The organism is Anabaena sp. AL93, assembly GCF_001672085.1.
Lineage (GTDB): Bacteria > Cyanobacteriota > Cyanobacteriia > Cyanobacteriales > Nostocaceae > Dolichospermum > Dolichospermum heterosporum.
In genome coordinates this window covers 1-23,263 of sequence record NZ_LJOU01000092.1, presented here as the reverse complement: position 1 = coordinate 23,263, position 23,263 = coordinate 1, and the positions used below count along the sequence as shown (strand labels likewise).

The 23,263-nt window shown below is 39.9% G+C and carries 26 protein-coding genes; 7 read left to right on the top strand and 19 right to left on the bottom strand.

Annotated elements, in window-relative coordinates:
* Positions 1–37 precede the first annotated feature (37 nt).
* Positions 38–1,534, top strand: a complete 1,497-nt coding sequence (locus tag AN486_RS21100) for an NADH-quinone oxidoreductase subunit M (RefSeq protein WP_290602451.1) — start codon at positions 38–40, stop codon at positions 1,532–1,534.
* 77 nt (positions 1,535–1,611) lie between these two features.
* Positions 1,612–2,742, top strand: a complete 1,131-nt coding sequence (locus tag AN486_RS21095) for a CO2 hydration protein (RefSeq protein ID WP_290602449.1) — start codon at positions 1,612–1,614, stop codon at positions 2,740–2,742.
* Between the two features lie 222 nt (positions 2,743–2,964).
* Here the strand turns inward: AN486_RS21095 and AN486_RS26725 are convergent, their stop codons facing one another.
* From AN486_RS26725 to AN486_RS21085, 3 genes are all read right to left on the bottom strand, one after another.
* Positions 2,965–3,063: a WD40 repeat domain-containing protein gene (locus AN486_RS26725; protein WP_338422823.1), complete on the bottom strand. Its 99-nt coding sequence runs from the start codon at positions 3,061–3,063 to the stop codon at positions 2,965–2,967.
* 458 nt (positions 3,064–3,521) lie between these two features.
* A complete protein-coding gene (locus tag AN486_RS21090) occupies positions 3,522–4,895 on the bottom strand; it encodes a DUF2330 domain-containing protein (RefSeq protein ID WP_290602447.1) in 1,374 nt (457 codons plus the stop codon).
* A gap of 30 nt (positions 4,896–4,925) precedes the next feature.
* Complete coding sequence (locus tag AN486_RS21085) at positions 4,926–5,747, bottom strand: RnfABCDGE type electron transport complex subunit D (RefSeq protein WP_053539553.1); 822 nt, start codon at positions 5,745–5,747, stop codon at positions 4,926–4,928.
* Between the two features lie 101 nt (positions 5,748–5,848).
* On the opposite strand from AN486_RS21085, the gene AN486_RS21080 reads away from it, so the two are divergent.
* A complete protein-coding gene (locus AN486_RS21080) occupies positions 5,849–6,508 on the top strand; it encodes a polysaccharide deacetylase family protein (RefSeq protein WP_027400987.1) in 660 nt (219 codons plus the stop codon).
* 317 nt (positions 6,509–6,825) lie between these two features.
* On the opposite strand, the gene AN486_RS21075 is transcribed toward AN486_RS21080, so the two are convergent.
* From AN486_RS21075 to AN486_RS21040, 8 genes are all read right to left on the bottom strand, one after another.
* Positions 6,826–7,089 (bottom strand): Txe/YoeB family addiction module toxin, encoded by a 264-nt coding sequence (locus tag AN486_RS21075; protein ID WP_168636759.1) that lies wholly within the window; start codon positions 7,087–7,089, stop codon positions 6,826–6,828.
* Positions 7,082–7,336, bottom strand: a complete 255-nt coding sequence (locus tag AN486_RS21070; protein WP_039201895.1) for a type II toxin-antitoxin system Phd/YefM family antitoxin — start codon at positions 7,334–7,336, stop codon at positions 7,082–7,084. Before AN486_RS21070 ends, AN486_RS21075 begins: the two co-directional genes overlap by 8 nt.
* 217 nt (positions 7,337–7,553) lie before the next feature.
* Positions 7,554–8,111: a Uma2 family endonuclease gene (locus AN486_RS21065; RefSeq protein WP_053539551.1), complete on the bottom strand. Its 558-nt coding sequence runs from the start codon at positions 8,109–8,111 to the stop codon at positions 7,554–7,556.
* A 320-nt stretch (positions 8,112–8,431) separates the two neighbouring features.
* A complete protein-coding gene (locus AN486_RS21060; RefSeq protein ID WP_039201887.1) occupies positions 8,432–8,638 on the bottom strand; it encodes a type II toxin-antitoxin system HicA family toxin in 207 nt (68 codons plus the stop codon).
* The gene (locus AN486_RS21055; RefSeq protein WP_028091145.1) at positions 8,635–8,838 is read right to left on the bottom strand and encodes a type II toxin-antitoxin system HicB family antitoxin; all 204 of its coding nucleotides are present in this window, start codon (positions 8,836–8,838) and stop codon (positions 8,635–8,637) included. The genes AN486_RS21060 and AN486_RS21055 overlap by 4 nt, the downstream gene beginning before the upstream one ends.
* A gap of 201 nt (positions 8,839–9,039) precedes the next feature.
* On the bottom strand, positions 9,040–9,207 hold the full coding sequence (locus tag AN486_RS21050; RefSeq protein ID WP_290602443.1) for a hypothetical protein: 168 nt from the start codon (positions 9,205–9,207) through the stop codon (positions 9,040–9,042).
* Positions 9,191–9,472 (bottom strand): type II toxin-antitoxin system mRNA interferase toxin, RelE/StbE family, encoded by a 282-nt coding sequence (locus tag AN486_RS21045; RefSeq protein ID WP_027400629.1) that lies wholly within the window; start codon positions 9,470–9,472, stop codon positions 9,191–9,193. The genes AN486_RS21050 and AN486_RS21045 overlap by 17 nt, the downstream gene beginning before the upstream one ends.
* A complete protein-coding gene (locus AN486_RS21040; RefSeq protein ID WP_053539548.1) occupies positions 9,469–9,684 on the bottom strand; it encodes a hypothetical protein in 216 nt (71 codons plus the stop codon). The genes AN486_RS21045 and AN486_RS21040 overlap by 4 nt, the downstream gene beginning before the upstream one ends.
* A gap of 571 nt (positions 9,685–10,255) precedes the next feature.
* Here AN486_RS21040 and AN486_RS21035 point away from each other — a divergent pair.
* Entirely contained in the window at positions 10,256–10,621 is a 366-nt protein-coding gene (locus AN486_RS21035) for an endonuclease domain-containing protein (protein ID WP_199924258.1), read from the top strand.
* Between the two features lie 270 nt (positions 10,622–10,891).
* On the opposite strand, the gene AN486_RS21030 is transcribed toward AN486_RS21035, so the two are convergent.
* From AN486_RS21030 to AN486_RS21015, 4 genes are all read right to left on the bottom strand, one after another.
* The gene (locus AN486_RS21030) at positions 10,892–11,047 is read right to left on the bottom strand and encodes a hypothetical protein (RefSeq protein ID WP_168636757.1); all 156 of its coding nucleotides are present in this window, start codon (positions 11,045–11,047) and stop codon (positions 10,892–10,894) included.
* Positions 11,047–11,301: a type II toxin-antitoxin system VapC family toxin gene (locus AN486_RS21025; protein ID WP_168636756.1), complete on the bottom strand. Its 255-nt coding sequence runs from the start codon at positions 11,299–11,301 to the stop codon at positions 11,047–11,049. Before AN486_RS21025 ends, AN486_RS21030 begins: the two co-directional genes overlap by 1 nt.
* Before the next feature lie 345 nt (positions 11,302–11,646).
* On the bottom strand, positions 11,647–12,033 hold the full coding sequence (locus AN486_RS21020) for a type II toxin-antitoxin system VapC family toxin (protein ID WP_053539544.1): 387 nt from the start codon (positions 12,031–12,033) through the stop codon (positions 11,647–11,649).
* Positions 12,030–12,248 carry a type II toxin-antitoxin system Phd/YefM family antitoxin gene (locus tag AN486_RS21015; protein WP_053539543.1) on the bottom strand — a complete coding sequence of 73 codons (219 nt, stop codon included), beginning with the start codon at positions 12,246–12,248 and terminating at the stop codon, positions 12,030–12,032. Before AN486_RS21015 ends, AN486_RS21020 begins: the two co-directional genes overlap by 4 nt.
* A 26-nt stretch (positions 12,249–12,274) precedes the next feature.
* On the opposite strand from AN486_RS21015, the gene AN486_RS21010 reads away from it, so the two are divergent.
* Genes AN486_RS21010 through AN486_RS21000 form a run of 3 tightly spaced genes read left to right on the top strand, consistent with a single transcriptional unit; the run spans position 12,275 to position 13,315 of the window.
* Positions 12,275–12,679 (top strand): hypothetical protein, encoded by a 405-nt coding sequence (locus tag AN486_RS21010; protein WP_290602438.1) that lies wholly within the window; start codon positions 12,275–12,277, stop codon positions 12,677–12,679.
* Positions 12,680–12,722: 43 nt separating this feature from the next.
* Complete coding sequence (locus AN486_RS21005) at positions 12,723–12,959, top strand: DUF433 domain-containing protein (RefSeq protein ID WP_053539542.1); 237 nt, start codon at positions 12,723–12,725, stop codon at positions 12,957–12,959.
* Entirely contained in the window at positions 12,959–13,315 is a 357-nt protein-coding gene (locus AN486_RS21000; protein WP_053539541.1) for a DUF5615 family PIN-like protein, read from the top strand. The genes AN486_RS21005 and AN486_RS21000 overlap by 1 nt, the downstream gene beginning before the upstream one ends.
* A gap of 116 nt (positions 13,316–13,431) precedes the next feature.
* Here the strand turns inward: AN486_RS21000 and AN486_RS20995 are convergent, their stop codons facing one another.
* From AN486_RS20995 to AN486_RS20980, 4 genes are all read right to left on the bottom strand, one after another.
* Positions 13,432–13,563: a hypothetical protein gene (locus AN486_RS20995; RefSeq protein WP_290602435.1), complete on the bottom strand. Its 132-nt coding sequence runs from the start codon at positions 13,561–13,563 to the stop codon at positions 13,432–13,434.
* Positions 13,560–14,087: a hypothetical protein gene (locus tag AN486_RS20990; protein WP_290602433.1), complete on the bottom strand. Its 528-nt coding sequence runs from the start codon at positions 14,085–14,087 to the stop codon at positions 13,560–13,562. Before AN486_RS20990 ends, AN486_RS20995 begins: the two co-directional genes overlap by 4 nt.
* Before the next feature lie 32 nt (positions 14,088–14,119).
* Positions 14,120–21,148, bottom strand: coding sequence for an RHS repeat-associated core domain-containing protein (locus tag AN486_RS20985; protein ID WP_290602431.1), 7,029 nt, complete (start codon positions 21,146–21,148; stop codon positions 14,120–14,122).
* 46 nt (positions 21,149–21,194) lie between these two features.
* The coding region (locus tag AN486_RS20980) for an Ig-like domain-containing protein (protein WP_290602430.1) at positions 21,195–23,263 on the bottom strand (2,069 nt) is incomplete at its 5' end.

The following is a 23,263-nucleotide window of genomic DNA, read 5'->3' as shown; positions in this document are numbered from 1 at the left end:
CCTCCCCCACCTCCCCACCCTCTATTCCCTAACTTTCATGCTCAGTACATTGATCTTACTGCCGTTAATTGGTGCGGCTTTTATTGGTTTCTATCCTTTTACCATCTCTGGTAAATTAGCGCGAATCATAGCTTTCGTCTTTAGCGTGATTATTTTTTTATGGAGTATTTTCCTAGCAACTCAGTTTAATCCTGGAGAAATTGGTCAACAGTTTGCTGAGTCACTACCTTGGGTAGATGCAATTGGCTTAAACTACAATCTGGGTATAGATGGTTTATCTCTACCATTGCTAATTCTTAATGGACTATTAACTTGTATTGCTATTTATAGCAGCGATGAATCCCAACAACGTCCGAGATTTTACTACTCTCTAATTCTGCTCTTAAGTGCTGGGGTGATAGGAGCATTTTTAGCACAGGATTTATTATTATTCTTCCTGTTTTATGAATTGGAACTAATACCCCTATATTTGCTAATTGCGATTTGGGGGGGAGAAAAACGGGGTTATGCAGCCACAAAATTTCTGATTTATACAGCTTTTTCAGGAATCGTCATTTTAGCCAGTTTCCTGGGGATGGTTTGGTTGAGTGGTTCTCCCAGTTTTGGACTAGCAACCTTAAATGCCCAATCTCTACCCTTAGCAACCCAAATTTTACTCCTTGCCGGAATTTTGGTAGGATTTGGCATTAAAATTCCCCTCGTTCCCTTCCATACTTGGCTACCAGATGCCCACGTTGAAGCCTCTACACCCATATCTGTGCTATTGGCGGGGATATTATTAAAATTAGGGACTTATGGCTTACTGCGATTTGGGATGAATTTGTTACCAGATGCTTGGGCTTATTTAGCACCTTGGTTAGCCACATGGGCAGTAGTTAGTGTTTTGTTTGGGGCATCTTGTGCGATCGCCCAAACGGACATGAAAAAAATGGTAGCCTATAGTTCTATCGGTCACATGGGCTATGTCTTATTAGCAGCAGCCGCATCCACACCCCTCAGCGTTTTGGGTGCAGTCATGCAAATGATTAGTCACGGGTTAATATCCGCCATGTTATTTCTGTTGGTGGGAGTTGTTTACAAAAAAGCTGGTAGTCGAGATTTAAATGTCATTCGGGGACTATTAAACCCAGAACGAGGTTTACCAGTTATTGGTAGTTTAATGATTTTTGCCGTTATGGCCAGTGCAGGTATACCGGGAATGGTGGGATTTATTTCCGAATTTATTGTTTTTCGGGGCAGTTTTGCCATTTTCCCCGTCCAAACATTATTAGCCATGCTCGGAAATGGTTTAACTGCGGTTTACTTCCTAATTCTCTTAAATCGTGCCTTTTTTGGGCGGTTATCAGCAGCAGTGATGAACTTACCTCGTGTGTATTGGAGCGATCGCATCCCTGCCATCATTTTAGCAGTAGCGATCGTTATTTTTGGTATTCAACCCAATTGGTTAGTCTATTATACCCAAGCCACAATTACCACCATGGTAAAAACTAATAATCATCATCTAGTAGCAAATCGGGAACCATTGGATTCTTAACCAAAACAAGCTCATCATAGTCATCAAAAAAATCCCAAAAATCATAGTTTAGACATTTTAATTCCAGGAGAATTGACATGATAACGACTAAAAACAGCCCCACTTACAACCCTCTAGCTGAATATATTCAACGCTTACAAACCGGTCAGGTATTACTTAAAGATAGTCCCGAAAACGTTCTAGAAGTTGTTGGTATTCTCAAAAGTTATGGTGTAGTTTTAGATGCCTATTCTAAAAATCTTATTTACATTGCTGAACATCAATTTTTAGTATTTTTTCCCTTCTTTAAATATTTTGATGGTGATATTTCTGTTGCCAAATTATTCCGCCATTTATGGCATGATCGGATTAATTTTGAATATGCTGAATATTGCATGAAAACCATGATGTGGCATGGTGGCGGCGGTTTAGACGCATACTTAGATACTCAAGAATTTCACGATAGAGCTAAAGCTGTTATTGCTGCTAAATTTAAATATAATCCCCTGATATGGGGACTCAATGAACTGTTTCCCGAATTCTTGATAGAACAGTTACGAGTCTCTGCTTATTATACTGGGTTAGGTCAATTTTGGCGAGTCATGGCGGATATGTTTCTGAATTTATCAGATCGCTATGACAACGGCGAAATTAAAACAATTCCCCAAGTTGTAGAACATATTAAATTGGCTTTAGTTGCAGATGCAATGAAACCAATTACATATAGTGTCAAAATTGGCGATAAAGTTTATGATCTTATTCCTCAATCAGTTGGGTTAACCTTCCTTGCAGATACCGCAATTCCCTATGTAGAAGCGGTATTTTTTAGAGGCACACCATTTTTAGGTACAGTTTCTTTAAACGCACAAGCATATCAAGTTCCCCCAGATTTATCTCGATTTCAATATGGTGCATTATACGCAGATCCTTTACCTATTGGTGGTGCAGGTATTCCTCCCACATTGTTAATGCAGGATATGCGCCATTATCTCCCAGAATATTTACATAATATTTATCGTCGCAGTCTTCGGGGTGAAGATGATTTGCGAGTGCAAATTTGTATGAGTTTCCAAAAGTCTATGTTTTGTGTAACTAGTGCCGCAATTTTAGGACTTTTACCTTATCCTCTAGATAGTCAAGATCCATCTGAGCAAAAACATAATCAAGTTTATTTAGAAAAGTGGATGTCAAGATTAGAGAATTCCCGGTTATTGGAAGTGAATAAATAGGTAAAGCTCTTGGAAGATTTTTTGTCAAAATCAGGATGTCCAGGATTTGAGAATTTACAGGATGTTATTTGATGATGGTTGGTTATTCTTGAAGGATTTTTTTGTCTGAATCAGGATGTCCAGGATTTGAGGATTTTCGGGATGTGATTTAATGATGGTTGGTTACGCACAAGTCATGGAAGAATGAACCACTAAGGTACGTGTAAAATCTTACCATCGGGGCTAATGGCTAGGGAAGTAACTCCCACTAACCAAAGTTTGACCATCAGGGTTGAGGGCTACATCATTTACATCCAGAGAATGTGCAGTTAGGGTATGAATTAAAGTTGCGGTAGTGATATTTTTGGGAGTAACTGCGGGTGTGGTTTGAGTAACTTTAACAGAAGTAGTATTAGTTTTAATAAGGGACTTCCGATATTAGGAGGTTTAATATCTCAACGTTTTAGCGTCACTACCTTAATAATTCTTAACCCCATTTTGCCAAAAAAGTCTAACCTGGCATTTTCACCCAAAATTATTGAGAATACCTGCGAATGACTCAACGTATTTTCAAGGGTCTTGACTTCTGAGAGGGTTATGTTATGATAGTCTTGAGAAAAATCCAAGGGGTTTATCTTATCTAAATTAAAATAACTCCTAATAGAAGTCAAAAACCAAAAGTTTGTAGGTTGAATTGACTCCGAACAAAAACATAATCAAATTTATTTAGTAAATTAAGATCCCCGACTTCTTTAAGAAGTCGGGGATCTGGGGATTTGACCCTTGCAAGTCAAAGAAATTTACAGACCAAACCAAGCTAAGAAATTATCCCACCAAGAAGTAGAAATATTTCCCACAGATAATTGCATTTTTTGGCGAATGTTTTGAATATTCCAGTTGGTAAGTCTAGCTAGAGTTTGCGCTTCTTTTTCAAATCGCTGATTTAATGAACTTTTATATTGTCTTCCTGCACTACATTCGAGATTACCTGTAAATGGGTGTTGTAAAATATAACGTCCTTGAAAAGAATCCCGTTGTGAAGTTGCTTGAAACATTAAATCTTCAGGAAATTTATTTCTGGTGTAGCGAACGTGCAAGCGAGTAATGAAAACACTGCTACTGGGAAAACGAGAACGAAAACGGGGAGATACTGGTCTATCACTGCTATTATTATCCAACCAAAACACACCCGCTTGTTTTAATTCTTCATTATTGAGTGGTTCAGCAGAACAAGGATCACAACTACTCATATCCCAAGCATATTCCAAAAAGCCAACTTTTTTATCTTCTTTGGTGTAGGAAGTTTGGAACATGGATTTATAAAAATCACCAAATTCATTTTTCACAAAAATAGGAATATTTACATCGGAAGGAACTTTAACAGTGCGATAATTAGTAATTTCTGCCTGTCCCTGGGGTGAGAGAATATAAACAATTAAATCTTGTTCTTTGGTAGCATTAATCATTCCTAAACGAATCGGTAACATAAACTTTAGTGATTCGTAGGAAATTTGCAAAGGACGCAGTAATTGATAACCTGATTCGGCAAATTTATCTAAGTTGACTTTAGCAACAAAGAATTTCATTGAAGAACGAATATAGGGTTTTAGTAATTCCTTTGCACCTTTAGGAATTTTATAACCATTGCGATTTAGCCAAATTTCTAGTCCACCAGATTCTTTAGCACTCAAGATGACAATATCATATTCACCAACATTAAATTTGGCTTCAACAGTCACACCTAAACTGCTATCTTTCTTCATGCTATTTTCTGCACCTCTCATTCTTGCTGCTGCTTGTGGTGCTGGCATATCCGTCATTATATTATCTTGAGCGCAGGGGTCAGAATCGAAATATTCAACTAATCTGGGGGCGCTAAAAGCATCTAATCGTTCAATAATTTTCGCTTGGGCTACATGAACTTGTTCTTTTTTTAAAACAGTGGGAACGGGAATAACAACGGCAAAATCTTTAACATCACCTTGAAAATCATTAGCCATTGTTAAGACGGTACGATTTCCATCTCTTGCTAGTATGACTTGTGAAGCTTGATTATAGAGTTTTGTATCAGCTTTAGCCACATAAAAACCACAAAAAGCCCAAGCTGTAGGCACAAAACACAGCACTGCTAAAAGTGCAGAAATTAAGGGCATGAATAGGCGTAAAAGTTGCATTTTGATCCTTAATTAATGATAGTTGATTGGTTATTTTTCTGCTGATAATTCTGGTTGCTGCCACCAAGAAAATCTCGGTGTAACCCAGAATCTATCTAGGAAAATAGTTAAGGGTGCGAGGGCAAATAAAGCCCAAAAAACAGCGGTGGGAATAAAGAAGAAATTTCGCAAAATAAATGTTAATAAAGCAATAGATATTGCCCATAAAATTCTACTCATGGGGGCGTTGGGAATTGAACGCGGATCTGTCACCATAAATAAAGAAAATAACAGTAAAGATCCACTCATTAAATGATGAAAATAAACGTCCCAAGTCCAACCTAACCACATATTTCTGATGGCTGCTAGGAGGGAATAAGCACCTAGAAAAGCGGCGGTAGTATCCCAACGACCAATACGCTGTAAAATCATGCCTCCAGTCCCCACAAATAACAACGCATACCACCATTCTTCTCCCCATTGTCCTGGGGATACCCAAGCATCATTAGTGAGGGTAAGAACGGCAATAATGCCAAAATTAGCAGGGTTGAAAAAATGCTTTTCCCCAAATTGGAAAATAAATTTACTAGCTATGGCTGCAAATCCAGCTAAAGCCATTGTTGACCAATGATCAGCGCGTAGTAATAAACTCAGTCCCAAAGAGGTAATTAGGGGACTACGGATATTAATTACTGGGATTGTCTTTTCAGATTTAGTGAGCAATGAGCAGATAATTTGAGTTATAATGCAAGAGGCGATCGCCACACCAATAAATTCTGGATGTAATGTCCAGTCTCGCGTCGCAATTCCCAAAATCAGAAATAAACTCAAAAAAAGAATTTGATAATCTCGAATATCTTTGCACAACGTCATTTTCCGTTCAGGGATGACCCGCAGATTTTTTACCAATTTAAACCAGTGTGATCATAAATTAGGTTGTTGTTACAGTTTTTGTTACAAAGATATTTTTAACAATGGAATTTGCACCTCTATTTCCCCTTGTTTATCGGCTTCTCCAACCCACCTTTCCCCATTGTCTATGGTGTGGAAACTCGAACAGTAAAACTATCGCCCTTACCTTTGATGATGGACCTCATCCCCAATACACACCCCAAGTATTATCGGTTTTAAAGCGTTATAACATTACCGCTAGTTTTTTCTGGTTAGGAAATTGTGTGAATCGGTTTCCAGAAACTGCGAAAACAGTTAGCACACAAGGACACTGGATCGGACTACATGGATATGAACATGATTCTTTTCCCCTACTTTCGTCAACCCAACTCAAACAAAGTTTAGAAAAAACCCAAGTTGCTATTTATAATGCTTGTAATTTAACCCCCGAACAAGTACGAGATGTGCGTCCTCCCAACGGTTTTTTCACACCTCAAACATTACAATTATTTCAACAGTGGAATTATCGTCCAGTGATGTGGAGTGTAGTTCCTGAAGATTGGGTTCATCCTGGTGTAAATGTTGTGGTAAATCGAGTTATAAAGCAAGTTAAAAACGGTTCATTAATTGTCTTGCATGATGGCTATTTTGGTGGCAAAGATGTGGCGGAAACTATTAATATTTTGATTCCCAAATTATTAGAACAAGGGTATGAGTTTGTGAATGTTAATAGTTTTTGGTAACAGTTAATCGCTCTCATATTCACCACAACAGCGATTCTTTAACCCTTATTAAGAATAATTTTTGAAAAGGCTCATAAGTAATTGGACAAAAATATTTACAGTCATTGCGAGGGAAGGGAAGCAATCACAACCCTTGCGAACTGCTTGCAGCAGCGCTAGTTCCCTCCGGGACGCACTCGCGTTCGCTATCGCACCTCCACATCCCCAAAAAGCGATTACTAGGTCGCGCTATCTCTTCTAGACGCTACCGCGAACGCTATCGTACTCCCACACCCCAAAAGCCAACTGCTTGCAGCAGCGCAACGCCCACGCACTGATTATTCTTGGTAATGATAGCGACATGAAATAATTGTCAGATAATCATCATCGATAGCATAAATAAGACGATTTGTTTCATCAATACGGCGAGACCAAAAACCTGACAAATTCTCTTTCAAAGGTTCGGGTTTACCGATTCCTTCAAAGGGATCTGATAAAGTATCTTGGATAAGTTGATTGATTCTTTTTAAAGTTTTCTTGTCTTGAGATTGCCAATAAAGATAATCTTTCCACGCTTTACTACCCCAAGCTAATTTACGCATCGATTAAATCGTGTTCTTGTGTTTTCCCTGCTTTGTATTCGGCGATCGCTTCTTCTAAATGTTGAGCATTAGCAGGGGATTTTAACAGATAAACTGTTTCCATCAGACTGTCATAATAACTTTTAGACATGACTACAGCATCTTCCGCATCTCTTCTAACAATGACGGTACAGTTTTTATCATTGGCCACTGTATCTAGTACGGATTTAAAATTGTTTCTTGCTTCGCTAAAGTTGACGATGTTCATGGCTAGAGTTGTACATAGTTAGGTACAACTATGATTATAGCCTTTTTTGACTCTTATCCCCAAAAAGCGAACTGCTTGCAGCAGCGCTAGTTCCCTCCGGGACGCACTCGCGTTCGCTATCGCTCTACCACACCCCAAACAGCGAACTGACAAAAGCCGCATCCAAGAAACAGCGCTTGCGCTATTGCCCCCCACATCCTCCCAAACAGCGATCCTCTCAAAAAATTAACCAGCTAAAAACTTCTTGAACGGTTATATCTAATTCAACCCCTGTAATAACTGGTAAGTGATCGCTATTTTTAAGTTCCCTAACTCGGCGATCGCTATCTACTACTAAAATACTCTCATCTTCAGGATCAAGCAACCAACCCAACTCAGTACCATACTCAGCACAGTGTAGTAATTTGGCTAGGACTTGTTTATATCTCTGATCGGGAGAGAGAATTTCAATAGCCCAATCTGGATGGATTTCAAAACGATTGGCAATCCGTCCTGATGGCAACCGAGGGATTCGCTCCCAACGAAATACAGCTATATCTGGAACGATTGCTAATCCACCAAAAACACAGCGTAGTTCTGGAAAAGCTTTGGCAATTTTTTGAGGTTTAGTAATTTGATTAATAGTTTCGCATAGATTGATCTGAAGTTGGCTATGTTCCCCTTGAGGCATAGGTTTCTGTTTGATTTGTCCATGAATAAATTCAGAAGCAGGTTCTGTTTCTGGCAATTGCAAAAATTCTTCGATGGTTGTGGGTTTAATTGCTGCAATAGTCATAGCTTTATGCCTTCTCAAACCTCTTTAATTTTAACAGCGATCGCTTTCCTAAATTCCTGCATCCCCAAAACAGCGAACTGCTTGCAGCAGCGCTAAGTAGGTTGGCGTTGAAAATTGTCGTTATGGCAAGGCAAAAGGCAAGAGGCAAGAGTGAAGACTTTTTGTGTATCCCATTCAAATTCCATACATATAATTAAATTTTAGACTCAGTAATTATAACATTATTACAAGCGATCGCATATCCCCAAACAGCGCTTCGGTAAAGTTTTCAAACGCCCTCTAAGACTAACGTATGTTATAGCCTACACAACAAACATTAATTACAAATCATCTTCTACCAATTCAGCTATCTTCATGATTGATTTTAAAGTCCCAAGTTTTAAATCTTGATTTCTATGTACAGGAATAGAAATAATTTTACTTTCATCAGGTTTTTCATAAATATGGTGACTGCCTGTAATTTTTTTGAGAATCCAACCTTTGTTCTCAACAATTTTACATAATTTTTTCCCAGAAATTGATTTCATACTGCAATTTCAATCACTTGTGAGATTGGATCTGGTTTTTGAATTTCATTTGCTACTTCTAGCCAACCTTGTATAGCATCTTGAAGATTATTAATTAATTCTTCCATTGTATCCCCTTCTGTTATACAACCAGGAAGTGCAGGTACTTCAGCCCAGTAACCCCCTTCTTGGGCAGGATAAATAATAGCTTTAATTTTCATTGATTTTACATTTGGAGTTGTTTACCTGAACAAATTTTAACAGATTAATTTAATTCCAAAAATTTCTCCATTGAGAGCGAACTGACAAGTCAGCACTGGGACGATCGCCCTCCCACACCCCAAAAAGCGAACTGCTTGCAGCAGCGCTTCGCTATCGCCCTCCCATATCCCAAAAAACGAACTGCTTGCAGCAGCGCTTCGCTATCGCCTCCCACACCCCCAAAAAGCGAACTGCTTGCAGCAGCGCTTCGCTATCGCACCTCCACACCCCAAAAAGCGAACTGCTTGCAGCAGCGCTTCGCTATCGCCCTCCATACCCCAAAAAGCGATCGCTCTAATCCAATTATCACAGTTAGTAAACTTCATCATGAGTACCGACTGACTCTAACAGGATTGCTTGTGATTCTTCATGTTCAACAAATGTAAAAATAATTCTCAAATCATATCCTGCGCTACAAGCCCAAGAATCTTGTAAATCTCCTTTTAATTTATGAGTTTTTAGGCGTGGATGAAATGGATCTGTAGATAATAACTCCAGAATACTTTGAAAATTTTCAGTGATTTCTGGTTGTTTTTTTAAAATTTTTCGGGCTGAACGAATAAATGCACTGGAACGTAATAAAACAAAACTCACGAAAGAAGTTCCTCCATCAGTTGTGCAGGAGTAACAGTCCGACATTTACCTTCTGCAAACTCTTTTTGTGCTTCCTGAACATCTTTCACTAGACTATTTCTTCGGCGATCTCGTAGTCGTTTCTGTAAAATCTGAATTAAATTTTCCTGATCTTCGGGTACTAATTTATCCGCAGCTTCTAGGATTTCTGCAAAAGTTGTTCCTGTCATCATGTTTTTACTTTTGTCTTTACTTGGTCATCTTAAATTATATTTTATCTAAAACAGTGACAAATAGTGATTGCCCCCACATCCCCAACAGCGAACTGCTTGCAGCAGCGCTAGTTCCCTCCGGGACGCTCCGCGAACGCTATCGCCTCCCACACCCCCAAAAAGCGAACTGCTTGCAGCAGCGCTTCGCTATCGCACTCCACACCAAAAAGCGAACTGCTTGCAGCAGCGCTTCGCTATCGCCCTCCCATATCCCTAAAAAGCGAACTGCTTGCAGCAGCGCTTCGCTATCGCCCCTCCACATCCCCCAAAAAGCGAACTGCTTGCAGCAGCGCTTCGCTATCGCACCCACATCCCAAAAAGCGATTCCTACGGAGCGCTTCGCTATCGCACTCCCACATCACCAAAAAGCGATTCCTACGGAGCGCTTCGCTATCGCCCCTCACATCTCCTAAAAGTAATTTGACAAGTCGGAATTTGCGCGATCGCAATATGAGTTTAAAATATCAAATAACATTAGAGTAAAATAGCAGTCAAAAAGCCCCCCTTTGTAAGGGGGGTTGGGGGGATCAAAATGAATTATCTACCATACAATAAAAATTTGGTATCGAGAGCTAAAGAGTTAAGACAAAATATGACTTTAGCAGAGAAAAAAATCTGGTATGATTATCTAAGGGACTTCAAATATAGAGTTCATAGACAACGCCCTATAGATAACTTTATTGTTGATTTTTATTGCCCAAAATTGAAGTTAGTTATTGAAATTGACGGCGATAGTCATTACGCCGAAAATGCTCAAAAATACGACCAAGAAAGAACGGAAATCTTACAAGGTTATGGTTTAAAAGTCATAAGATTTAATAATGAGGATGTCTTACATAATTTCACGGGTATTGTCGCATTAATTGAGGAGTTGATCCCCCCTAACCCCCCTTACTAAGGGGGGAACAAGAGCGCGATCGCCCCTCCAAAATCCTAATTATCAAAATGATCGCCCTCTCACATCCCCAAACAGCGAACTGCTTGCAGCAGCGCTTCGCTATCGCCCCTCCACATCCCAAACAGCGAACTGCTTGCAGCAGCGCTTCGCTATCGCCCTCACACACCCCAAACAGCGAACTGCTTGCAGCAGCGCTTCGCTATCGCCCTCCCACATCCCAAAAAGCGATTCCTGCGGAGCGCAACGCTTACGCACTAAACAAGCATAAAATTATTGAGTGCTTAATTTAGATTTTTTTGTTTTGTATTGTTGCTGTAATTCTAGATAATACTTAATTAAGTTATGCGGATTATGCTGATTATTTTCAGAAATTTGATGACGAATTTCTCGAATTTTTTGCAGTACGGAATCATCAATAGTAATCATTAGTTATCTTCCATTAATTTTAAAGGTGTCACGAATGCAGGGACATATAAGCATAGCATAACATTCACTCGTCTAATATGTCCAAACTTGTTAGCGTTAGCTAAGTGACGACAATTCCATGTTAACAAGAAATCACATTTATGATAGGATGCTATGGCAAGATGGAGAGCATCGCCTAAAGGATCATTAGGCATAACCTGATTTTGAATATAGGTTTGCACAATTTCAGCAATTTCCGGCTCGATATCTATCAACTGGATATCATTTATAAGTTGAATTACTTCTTCTTTATTAGGAAAATTTCCTTTGTTAAGTTCATCTAAAACTGCAATACTTGTAACCAGTTCATATTTTTGTTTGACGTTATTTCACCAAAAACGAGTCCATTCTTTACGCGCTATCATATCCGGTTCAGTCCGAATTTCATGGTAAAAACTGGGAACACTTGTTTCAATGTAAATTTTTGATTTCATTATTATGTTGAGTTGACGTTAGAAAATCCTGAGTTTAACACAGAAATAGCTGTAGGGATGCTATCGTGATCGCACCCTCACATCCCAAAAAAGCTATTCCTACGGAGCGCTTCGCTATCGTACTAGTTAATTGATTATTGTTACAGGGTACTGCGAAAAAATAGAATCAACGGAGATGAGAGGAATATTTTCGGCTATGGATTGAGCAATAATGAGCCGATCAAAGGGGTCTTTATGATGCAATGGCAAATGGGAATGAACATAAAGGTGGTTTACTTTGATGTCAAGTAAATTGATACAACTTTGGATAATTTCTAACTCAACAAACTCTTGATATGACCTCTCAAATTTTAGTTTTCCTAAATTATATTTAATAGACATTTCCCAAAGACTAGCAATACTTAAATAAATGGTATTGTTTTTGTCTTCGATTAAATCTTTTAGATGATCATTTAGTTGCGGATCATCGTTAACGAACCAAATAATTATTTGGGTATCCAATAATAATTTCATTCCATATAATCCTTAAAGTCTTCGAGAGGTTCGTTAAAATCTGATGATATCCACACTTTTCCTTTAGCACTACCTCGTTTCAATGGGCGTTGAATTGGGGAAATTTCTGCCACTGGTTTATTATCTTGTGTAATAATGATTTTCTCTCCTTTGATTACCAAGTCAAGATATTTAGTCAGATTAGACTGGAATTGATTTATTTCTAGTTGAGTCATGATTAGTAATTCTCTTACAAGAAGTGTTGAATACTGAATCTGAATATTATCTTCATTCTAATCTGAATCGAAGAAAATGGGAAAAGCCCACACCAACATGGACGAAAAAGCGATTCCAAAAAACGATTCCTACGGAGCGCTTCGCTATCGCACTTCCACATCCCCAACAAGCGATCGCCCCTCACAACCCCAAACAGCGATTCCTGCGGAGCGCTTCGCTATCGCACCTCCACACCCCAAAACAGCGAACTGCTTGCAGCAGCGCTTCGCTATCGCCCTCCCACATCCCAAAAAGCGATTCCTGCGGAGCGCTTCGCTATCGCACTCCCACACCCCAAAAAGCGATCGCACCCCTCCACATTCCCAAAAAGCGATACGCTGCGCGAACGGTAAGCTTGGCTAACACACTTTACATATCATTCAAGTTATAATCAAGTTATAATAAGGAAGATTAGGTTATATATTCAAGAAAACATGACACTAAACAACTTATTAGAAACTCAGGGAATTATTCACTGCGATCCTGAAATTATGAGTGGAGTTCCAGTGTTTACGGGAACTCGTGTTCCTTTACAAACATTTTTTGATTATCTTGAAAGTGAGGGTGGATTAGCTGAGTTTATTAATGATTTTCCTTATCTGGAGACTCAAACTATGAAAGTTTTAGAAAATGCAGCTAAATTAATAATTGCTCAGGAACGTTGCGCTTAATGATTATATTGCTAGATGAAAATCTTTTAAGTAAAAAACTCAAACAACCTTTTTTACATAAAGGTTATATTGTTTACAATGTTAATGATATGGGGTGGCGTGGTTTTAAGGATCACCAAATTCTTGATTTGGCTGAAAAACATCCTTTTGATGTGTTTATTACGGCCGATAAAAATCTTCCTTATCAGCAAAATTTAACTGATAAGACTTTGAAAATTATTATTTTAAACTCTCGTAGCACTCGTCCTGATCATTTAGTGCCTCTAATGAAAAAAATTAGTGAAATGATCTCATCTTTATCAATAGGTTCATCTGTATTTATCAATGATGCGGGTGAGATTGAATCGATTGGTTAATTATTTAGTTACTAGCAGATAATTATTTCTAACAATTTTCACAACCTCAAGCGATCGCACCTCCCACACCCCCAAAAAGCGATCGCCCCCCACAAGCCAAAAAGCGATCGCCCTCATCACATTCCTAAAAGCGATTGCCCCTTACACCCCAAAAAGCGATCGCCCTCCCTCATCCAAAAAGCGATCGCACCTCCCACATCCCCAAAAGCGATCGCACTCTCACATCCCAAAAGCGATCGCCATCTCACATCCCCAAAAAGCGATCGCCCTCCCACACCCCAAAAGCGATCGCACCCCCACATCCCAAAAAAGCGATCGCATCCCCCACATCCCAAAAGCGATCGCACTCCCACACACCAAAAGCGATCGCATCCCCCACATCCCCAAAAGCGATCGCACTCCCACATTCCCAAAAAGCGATCGCACCTCCCACATCCCAACAAGCGATCGCACTCCCAAATTCCCAAAAAGCGATCGCACCCCCACATCCCAAAAAAGCGATCGCATCCCCCACATCCCAAAAGCGATCGCACTCCCACACACCAAAAGCGATCGCACTCCCACATCCCCAAAAGCGATCGCACTCCCACATCCCCAACAACGATCGCCCTCCACATCCCCAAAAAGCGATCGCCCTCCCATATCCCAAAAAGCGATCGCACTCCGATATTCCAAAAAGCGATCGCCCTCCCACATCCTCAAAAAGCGATCGCCTTCCCACATCCCCAAAAAGCGATCGCCTTCCCACATCTTCAAAAGCAATCGCACGCATATTCCTTTCATACAAGCGATCAGCGATCACCGTTAAGGACAGCCACAGCCATTATTTCCCTTCAATTCATTAGCAGCTTTACCTGGATACAATACCCCGGCTTTAGCCCAATCTGGTGTTCCGTACCAAAGTTTTCCTGATAATCCAAAAGCCTCATCACCTTTACCATGTAGAGCTTGATGAAATACCTCACCAGATATGGTTTTTCCATTCCAAAGCGTCGCTTGCTTTGGAATAGGTATTAAGTTCCAAGGTTGGTTTTTAATTGCTTCTGGGACGCGACTACCTATACCTTCATTTTGATGGAATAGCCAGTGATGGAAATGCTGACCCTTATAGTCTGACCAACCAACTTTGTTTAACCATGCTCTTGTTCCACTTCCTCCTTTCCATGAGTTATTACCAAATTTCCATAATCCTTTAGCACCAACTTTTCCAACTGCTGTAACTAGAGACTTGACTAAGAAGACATCTGAAACTGCCAAAGCGGTATTAAATAATCCCCAACCCCATCTACCACATTGAAAATCATTAATTGCCTGTCTTCCAGATCCCCAAATAGGTATTAAGCTTTCTCCAAAACCTGGCTCTCCAACAGCAAGCCCCAAAGGATCATTCCAAATGATAGGGCTATTATGAACATAGGCATAAATGTTCATTCCATCTTGATAACCAAGAGGATCTTCACTAATAAATCTACCTACATTTTGATCGTAATATCTAGCGCGATAGTAGTATTGCCCCGTCTCACCATCAAACTCGCGTCCAGTATAAGCAAGAATTGTCTTAAACACTGGATTAGTCTGACTGGTAATCTTGCCAAAACTGTCATAGGTAATGTGATTCTGAACAGTTCCAGTCCCATCAACCAGATCCCTCACCGTACCTTGATTATCAGTCAGCGTCCACAATACCTGACCTTGACCATTCTCATCCGCTAAAATCTGGTCAACGCCCGTACCATAGAAATAACGGTGAGTTTGCGTACCATTACCATCAAAAGTCAGAGCAATATTCTGTCCATCATAGACATACCTTTCCACTGTCGGAGTAGCCGCACCAGAACCATCAGCATCAATACTCTTGGCAAGGCGACGGTTATTAACATCGTAGGTGTAATCTACAGTCTTAATCTCATTACCAGCCGCATCTTTGAAACTTACCTTTGTCAGACGATTTCGGTAATCCCAGACATACTGTGTCACCTTACCAGTGGCAATTTCTGTCCGCTTAGTGCGATTACCTTCACCATCATATTCATAGTTATAAGTACCATCAGACAACAGTTGATTATTTGTGCCAGTGGTATATCCCGTATTACTGCGATTACCATTAGCATCGTAGTTGTAAGCCTCATCAGTTTGATAGCTGTGGTCGGTACTGGTTAGCTGATTAGTTGCATCATAACTAAAGCTGCTAGTACCGTCAACTGAAGTAGTCTGAGTAATCCGATTTACTGCATCATAAACATAGCCATAAGCAGCTAAATTGTTATTACCTTTTTTGTGGGTTAAATTAGTCAGTCTGCCATTAGCATCATAAGTATAGCCAGTATTTGCTACAGCATTTAACCCTGCTAAATCCGTGAAGCGATTTAAACCAGTCATCTGACTTGCAGCATCATAAGTCATATCAACCCGTTTATTCGCCACACCATTACCAGACTGGGTGAGGCTTGTTGCTCGGTTCAGAGCATCATAGGTATAGCTGGTAGTTCCTTTCAATTGATTATTGATAGTGTCTGTAACTTTTAGTAAGTTATCAGCCGCATCATAAGTGTAATTGAGTAAGATATTGGGAACAACCGGAGTATCTTTGTTATCAACAGAAGTTAGGCGATTCACCGCATCATAGCCATAGCTATATTTGGAGCTAGGATCATTGGCAGTGATTAAATTACCAACAGCATCGTAAGTGTAGCCAGTAGTGCGAATGGCAATATTATTAGCATCTAGCCATTGTTCACCAATTTGACGGTTGAGTTGATCGTAAGTGAATTTGCGAATCCTACCATTGCGGTCTGTGGTTGCTGTCTCATTACCTGCAAAATCGTATTGATAAGAAGCGGTTTTACCTAAAGCATTGGTATCGCTGCTTAATCTGTCATTTGCATCGTAGGTATAGCTAGTCTTATTACCAATTGGGTCAGTAATAGAGAGAATATTGCCAACTGCATCATAAACAGTGGTTGTTATCTGACCTTTAGCATCCGTTACCTTAGTACGACGGTTAAGAGCATCGTAATTGTAACTGGTGGTTTGGTTAAGAGCATCTGTCACCGATATGACATTATCAACTGCATCATATACAGTGCGAGTTGTCTGACCTAAAGGATCGGCGGTGCTAACTTTACGATTTAGTGCATCATAATTGTAGCTACTGCTGCGATTTAGCTCATCGGTAATGGTTTTAAGATTGCCAACCAAATCGTAGCCAAAGGTAGTTGTACCATTCAACGGATCAATAATCGTTTTTGAGCGATTCCGATTGTCGTAGGTGTACTTGATAATTCTTCCTAGTTCATCAGTAGTGGAAGTGATATTACCAACGCCATTGTAGCTAGTGCTGGAGATCCGACTTAAAGCATCTTGAGTTTGGATACGACGGTTTAAATCATCATATTGATATTTGGTTTGATTCCCATTCCGATCAGTTTGGGAAATAAGATTGTTCGCTGCGTCGAACTGATATTGTGTTGTCTTACCTAACGCATCAGTTTGACCCGTCTTCCGATTCCTTGCATCATAAGCAAAAGTAGTTAAATTACCAGTTATGTTTTGCGCTGAACCCAAAATCGAACTACTCAAATTACTTACCGTTTTCTGCAAAGTTCCAACGCCAGTATCTTTGTTTATAGCAATTTGTTTTCCGTCCGATGTAAAGCCTAACAGATTACCTGCTTCATCTAGGAATAACCCGTATACCCCTCCAAAGCCTGTATTACCAAGTTTGGTTGCAGTACCACTCAGTGTAATCGAGAATAGGGTGTCAGTTCCTCCTGAATTGGAAGTAGCCCAGAATGAGCTGCGAACATGATCGAATACAATGTCGCCACTGCTAGAAAAATTAGTTCCTAAGTTTGCTATTAAAGAAGCAGTTCCCGTTTTGGAATCAATCTTATAGAAATTAGATCCTCCAGTTGCATAAAGTTCATTGTTTGGCGCAATTCCCAACGCATTTAAATTACTTGTCCCTAGATTTCCAATTAGTGAGATATTGCCCGAATTTGAGTCAATTTGGTACAGCCCAGTTGAAGTAATTCCAAATAACTTGTTATCTGAAGTGAGGGCTATATCAGTCCAGATTTTACTAGTTGATGCTAGTTTTGTAAACTCTCCCGTCAGTGTATTGATAATGCCAATTTGTCCATTATTAGTGGAGATTAAAGCATTATTTCTATTGTCTTTTGTGGTGCTAACTTCTACAACTGAGGCGAGATTATTATCTAAGTCATAACTGAATCTATTACTACTTCCTGACGGATCAATTGTCTCAATCACCCGATTACGAGCATCATATTTATTCTCAGTCTTATGTCCCAAAGGATCAACAACCGAGAGCAGATTACCCAGCTTATCGTAACTATAAGTAGTCTTCTGGTTCAGCGCATCAATAGACTGAATGAGACGATTTAACTGATCATAAGCATTTTGAGCAACATGACCGACAGCATCAGTAGTCGAGATTAAATTCCCTCTGGCATCATAATTGTAAGTTGTCACAGGTGAAGTTAATGGACCAGCACCATCAGGGTCAGCTTCAACAGTTTTTACCAACCGATTCAGAGCATCATATTCAAATACAGTACGATCGCCATTTTCATCAATAATTGCCGTTTGATTACCTGCTGCATCATACTCAAACTGCTTTTTAGCTTCATCTGCCGTACCCTTGGCGTAGGTGATAGCAGTTAAACGACCTTTGGCATCATAATCTTCATCTGTGATGCGTCCCAAAGGGTCAGTAATCAGGTCAACTAATCCCTTATCTGTATAGGTGAATTTGGTAACAAGGTCATCATCACCACCTACAGCCCCAACCACTTGAGTTAGAGATAGCAAGTTGCCATTATTCGGGTCAATTTGATACAGCGTTTGATGACCAAGTTCATCAGTCTTACTGGTCAGTTGGTTGAATTTCGGATCGTAAGTAAAACTAGTATCTATACGTTCAAAACCAATTAAGTTGTTAATTAAGTTTTGGTTATCTGTAATATCATTTGTGCCGAGGAAGAAATTAGTGTCAAACATGACAGTTAATTTTCCACCAAGAGCATTGGGAAGATCATTTTCATCAAAGTAGATGGTACTACCCCGATTTGTATTATCTACCGTGACAAACTGCCCTGTCCCTGCACTGGCAACACCTCCAGTTGCAACTCCACCATAGGTTACATTCCCATCAGAAATAGGATTAGGACTATTAAATGGGGCTAGAACTTGCTGAACGAAAGTAGGCTCAACGAAATTCAGTAAGCCGCCACCTGCTTTTTCAATAAAGTTCAAGATTGAATTGTTACGAGTTGCAAAGTTCCCATTTTCACCCACTAACATTAAATTACCACCAGACCGTAAAAAATCAAGGTACAGTGCCTTATCTGAATCTTTTAGGGCAAATTGATTGTCATACCGAATATCTAAAACTTGAGTAAATCCGTTTAAATTGGTTGGAACCGTATTAGCAATCGTAGTTTTTATCCCTGATTCTTGAAGTAAGTTTACAAGAAAGTTTGTCTCACTACCATTACCACCATTGATAATTAAGGCATTTCCTCCAGGAGAAAGAAAAGACAATGAATCTTGAGTAGTAAGGACATTACCTTTTGCATCATAAGTAAATGAGGTAGCGTTTCCTCTCGCATCAGTTTGTTGCGTAATCATGTTATCCTGATTGCGTTTTACAGAAGGCAACAACCCAACCGCATCAGAAGAAGAAACAATCTGTCCTGCTCTATCCAGAGTATTCACAATCTTATTGCCGTTAGAATCCGTATAGGTAGAATTCGCTGCCCCTAATTGGAAAGCCACAGGCGCTTTGAGAGGATCATTCGTCTTATTTGGCTCATATAAACCCTGTACCTCTACAGGATCAAATTTCACTGTCGAACCATCTTTCAGAATCGAGTTAGTCACCCTACCCGCAAAATTATAGAAAGTCTGTCCGCGATTTCCTAGCTGGTCAATACCTGCGGTCATGTGATGACTAGCATCATATTCCCAAGTTTGACCCGTACCATCAGGATCAGTAATTTTGAGTAAATTCCCATTGCTGTCATAAGTTAATTTCGTGACACGCCCTGCGGGGTCTGTAATCGCGGTAATCCTATTACCAACATAGGTAAAAGTAGTTTCCAAGCCAACAGGATCAACTATCTTACTCAATACCCCATTTTGATAAACATAGCGTGTTTCATTGTTCAGGCGATCGCTCACCTTAATCAATTTATTCTGAGCATCAAAGCTATAAACCGTTTTATCTTTGGCTGTATGACGGAAAGTACCATCTCCCAAACGTTCTAAGGTTGAGAAATGTCCAGCAGGTGATTTATAGGTATTATCTGCATTCTTCTCAAACAACAACTCACTACCATCACCATCAATTAACATTACCGAACCATCAGGATTAGTCACTAATTCCTGCAATCCTGCTAATCCCCAACCACTACCAAAAGCACTATTTACAGAATTGACAACCAGTAATTTACCCGTACTATTAGAAGTCGAACCATTAAACTGATTATTATTAAATCTCAATAATCCCGTTGTCAAATCATAATCATAACGCCCAGAGGATAAAGTTCGTAAATCTGCCTGAAGTGCAGCATCAATCTTGCCACCACCACTAGGAATTGACCAGAAATTTTCTCCCCCATTCAATCCATATTTACCACCCGCAAAACCTGGGACTGCTAGAGTGAAATCACCCCGTTTAATCGTCAATTCCGCCATCAATCGCAGATTTGGATCAGATGGTACATTGCTATATCCAAAATGTACAATTGGTCTAGCATCAGCACGCTCCGAATCGTAACGCAAAGTTAATCCACGACTGACTCCCAAAGATTGATAGGATGCTAAATTATGGGTTTCTATTTCTGCACCAGAATATAGTTCCACATCAGAATTACTTGGTCCTGTAGCCTTATTATCATTACACCCTTCTTCTGGATTACGAGGATCGGCATTAGGATCGTCTGGAGTTGGCGCTGGTGGTGCGAAGAAATGCCAACTACTATTACGAATACCACCACTAATCGTATTAATCACCTTGCCATCAGCACTGACTTGTCCGACACCCACACTGTCAAAATTTCCGGTTTGGGGATTAATTGACCATAAATCCATTTGCGTACCCGCCGCATATCCAGCTATATTCGGTAAACTCAGAGGTGCAGGAGTCCTAAAATTCATTTCCCCTGGCTGAATTGTCACCACCAAATCAGGACGCAAGTTATCAGGTAAAGCCGCAGGAGTCAGTTCTGTGGGAACTGTAGTAATACTTAATTTGCCAGTATAAGGTTTATTTTCTTGATCGAATAAAGTATTAGCAGCAACTCTAACCGATGAACCAGGAATCGCCGCACTGGTAACAGTCTGAGTAATTGCAGGGTTAATAGTTTGAGCGTTGCTAATATCAATGGGTGGTAAAAAGATGGGACGGTCAATAACGTTTTTCACATTTGCATAAACGTCATGTCCCAACAGTAAAGGCAGTTTTTCCGCAATGGATGGATAAACCACATTATCTACTTGCTGACCAGGTTGAATGATCAAAGCTGCATCAGCAGACGGTACACCAGCTAAGGTCAAAGTAAATGATCCATCAGCGGACGTAGTAGCAGATACATCACCAATTTTCACCACCACACCAGATAACGCTTTCTGATCAGTATTTTGAATTACTCCAGAAATTCTTGTAGTTGTCAATGTGTCAGCGACTACAGCTAAATTAAACTTCTTGGTGGTAACTTGCTGACCATCTCTAGCAACCAATGTAAAATCATAAGTTCCTATTTGGTCAGGTGTGGGCTTAAAGATTAGCGTTCCATCGCTATCTAGCATCCCTGTCGGTAGGCTTTCTTGACTTTCAAGGGCAAAATTGGCATTTTTACCAAAAATATCTTGTGATTCCAGTTTTAACCGTTAATACCGTTGCCGCAGCCCCACTAAAGGTACTATGTCCAGAAATATAGCTAGGGAATGGTGGTGTGGTAATTAGGGGTTTCCAATTGGTGTCAGCAGTGGTGTTAGGATTACCATCTGTATCAGCTTTTTGAATTGCGGTAATGGGTCGCCAAGAATTTTCGGTATATTTAGCATCCCAAGCAGCAATTCCTGCATCAGCCAAGGAAATATCTAATAAGGCAAACAAACGGGCATTATCTACTAAGGAATTACCCTTACTTGCAGCGGCATTTTGAGCAATTTGATTCCAGTGTCCAGGAGGTGTAAATGTACCTGAACCGTCTGCCCAGAATTTGGCAACTTCTGTTTGGTCAGCAGTGCGGGTGGTACTGTTAATACTTCCCAAATCTTTGACCTGATTGAAGTCTGTAGTATATTGATCACTCGTTAAAGCGGGTTCACCAGCAGGACGGAATTGAGAACCACTGGTTAATCCGAATGGTGTCACCTGTCCCCATTGTGGTAACAAGGCTGAAGCATTAGCTGGAGGTGTTGGTTGCCAATCACCAGGGTTAGTTCCAGGTGTATAATTTACAGTTGTATTTGCCCCATCTGTACTCCGTAAGGTGAGGATATCATTGGCAACAGTTTGACCAAAGGTTACTCCCGTATTTTCTGCCTCACCATCAGTAATTTTGGCGAGAGAAGCTGTTAAAGCAGTATCAAAGAATGTTTTTTGCTTGGGGTAAAGATTGACGAGAACGGTATAAGCGGCTGAGGCGGCGGCGGCTTCGGCTGATACAATTTTCGGGGCTGTACCTGTGAAATGATAGTTTTTATAAGTTCCAGTAATACTGTTTATAGCATCAAAGACGGCGGTTTGAGCGATCGCCATATTCCGAGAAGCAATCGGTGGCGCTGTCTTGTCTTCATAAATAGCATTTAACAGGGTAGCGTTCCAATCTAAAACGACATCGCTGTTATCTTGATTAACTCGTTTGATAATAGTGGTAAAGGTGCTGGTATTTCCGGCTGCATCTTTAGCATTCACAGTCAAGGAATTATCCCCTAATATGAGAGGTACATCAGTAAATGTAAATTTACCCGCAGCATCAGCAGTAATTGATGTTCCTGTTTGTTGTAATGTAACAGTGGCGTTTGTTTCTGTTTGTCCTATTAGTTTGACGTTAGTAAATGTTGTCTGAGAGTCACCAATAGGTGCAGAATCAAACAGAGAATCTAACATGAAGCCTGGTGTTTGTGGTGCTGTGGTATCCAGGGTAAAGTCTAATTTCGCTTCGCTAGAAACATTACCAAATTTATCTTCTGCTTTGAGTGTTAGTTGATAAGTCCCATCTGGTAATTGTCCACCATTAATTTGAGTTACTGTGGCTGTATCTAAAGTAAAATTACCATTTTGCAACTTAGATGAAACATCTACAAAGTTGCCAGAATTTAACTTAGCTTGGAATGTGGTTATTTCACTGATATCTGTGACTGTTCCTGTGATGGTAGAATCGAAAGTGATACCATCGGTGTTGATGCCTGTATCATTATTAAGACTAGCAGTAATTGATGGTGCTGTTGTGTCTGGTGTTGATTGATTGACGACTACAATTTGAGTAGTTTCTTTACTATTTCCGGCTAAGTCAACCGCTTTAATAATCAGGTTTTGTTGTCCAGATAAATCGGTTAAAGTTAATTCAGCATCAAATGCACCTTGACCATTTACTGGTACATTAATTTCACTACCATTACCAAAACGATAACTTAATTTATCTATTGTTGAACCTGTACCATTTACAGTACCTTGCAATCTTGCACCTGGATTTAATATTGCATTAGTTTGAGGATTGGTAATATTAAAGTCAGGGACTACGGTATCAACTGTAATTGATAGAGAAGCATTATCACTAACATTACCTGCAATATCAGTGATAATTACTGTTAAGTTCTTGACTCCATCTGTAAGTTGAGATGTGGTAATCTCCCATACTCCATTCTCAGATGTGGTTTCTCCTAATTTGGTTTGTCCATCAAAGATTTGTACTT